The 1,358-nt window shown below is 61.4% G+C and carries 2 protein-coding genes; one reads left to right on the plus strand and one right to left on the minus strand.

All coding sequences use genetic code 11. The features are described 5' to 3' along the window. Positions 1-5: 5 nt before the first annotated feature. A complete protein-coding gene (gene htpX, locus OUZ52_RS22800) occupies positions 6-905 on the minus strand; it encodes a protease HtpX (protein WP_266160902.1) in 900 nt (299 codons plus the stop codon). Positions 906-1,111: 206 nt separating this feature from the next. Between htpX and OUZ52_RS22805 the strand changes: the two genes are divergently transcribed. After that, positions 1,112-1,358: glutamate--tRNA ligase family protein (locus OUZ52_RS22805; protein WP_266160903.1), on the plus strand; the 247-nt coding region annotated here is incomplete at its 3' end.

Below are 1,358 nucleotides of genomic sequence, written 5' to 3' on the forward strand. Positions count from 1 at the left end.
AAAACTTAGACATGCGGTGATGCGTTTTGCAGCGCGGCGATGCGCTCTTCCAGCGGCGGATGGCTCATGAACAAGCGCTTGAAGCCTGTCGCCAGATGGCCGGAAATACCGAACGCAGCCATGGTCTGCGGCAAGGTGCTTTCGCCGTGATTGGCCTGCAGCCGCTGCAATGCCGAGATCATCGCGCCACGACCCGCCAGCTTGGCGCCGGCAGCATCGGCGTGAAACTCGCGCCAGCGTGAAAACGCCATCACGATCATCGAGGCGAACAAGCCGAATATCAGCTGCAACACCATCACCGAGATGAAATAACCGATACCGCCACCGCGATTGCTGTCGCGACCGCCGGAAAGCCAGCTATCGACCAGCCGGCCAACCACGCGTGCGGCAACGATGACCAGCGTATTGACCACGCCCTGGATCAAGGTCAGCGTCACCATGTCGCCATTGGCGACATGGCCGATCTCATGACCGAGCACGGCGGAAACCTGCTCCCGATCCATTTGTTGCAGCAAACCGGTGCTGACCGCGACCAGGGAACTGTTCTTGCTCATGCCGGTAGCGAAGGCATTCATTTCGGGGGCATCGTAGATCGCCACCTCCGGCATGCCGATGCCGGCGTTCTGGGCATGCCGCTGTACGGTTTCCAGCAACCAGCGCTCGCCCTCGTTTTGCGGCTGATCGATGACCTTGGCGCCAGTGGACATCTTGGCCATCCACTTGGACATGGCCAGCGAGATAAACGCGCCCCCCATGCCGAAGACAGCGGCGTAAAGAAGCAACCCCGTCATGCCGCCATAGCCGCGCGCAGCGGCCATTTGATCGATGCCAAACAAATGGCAGACGATGCTCAGCAAAAACAGGACGGCAATATTGGTAAGCAGAAATAATGCGATGCGGCGCATGGCTGTCTCTCGGGCAGTCACGAAAAGGGATGCGGCCATAGCCGCTGTAGGAGAATCGTGGTTGCCGACCGCAGTTTCAAGGGCTGGTTTACTTATTGAACGCCCGCCTTCAGGGCGCAAAACCGGCCGGCCGGGCTGCCGCGATCTCAACCCACTTGCGCAACGACCGCTACGGAAAACCCGGCGTCTATCCGTAAAATGCCCGGATGAACTACCGCGGACGTTTCGCCCCCTCTCCGACCGGCCATCTGCATTTCGGTTCCCTGGTAGCCGCGGTGGGCAGCTGGCTGTGCGCGCGGCACGCCGGCGGCCAATGGCTGATCCGGGTAGAAGACATCGACCCGCCGCGCGAACAGCCCGGCTCGGCCGCCAGCATTCTCGCCACGTTGACTGCTTTTGGCCTGCTCGCCGACGCACCGCCGCTGTTCCAGTCGCAGCGCATTGCCGCCTATG

This window comes from Dyella silvatica, from assembly GCF_026283955.1.
GTDB classification, from domain to species: Bacteria; Pseudomonadota; Gammaproteobacteria; order Xanthomonadales; family Rhodanobacteraceae; genus Dyella_C; species Dyella_C silvatica.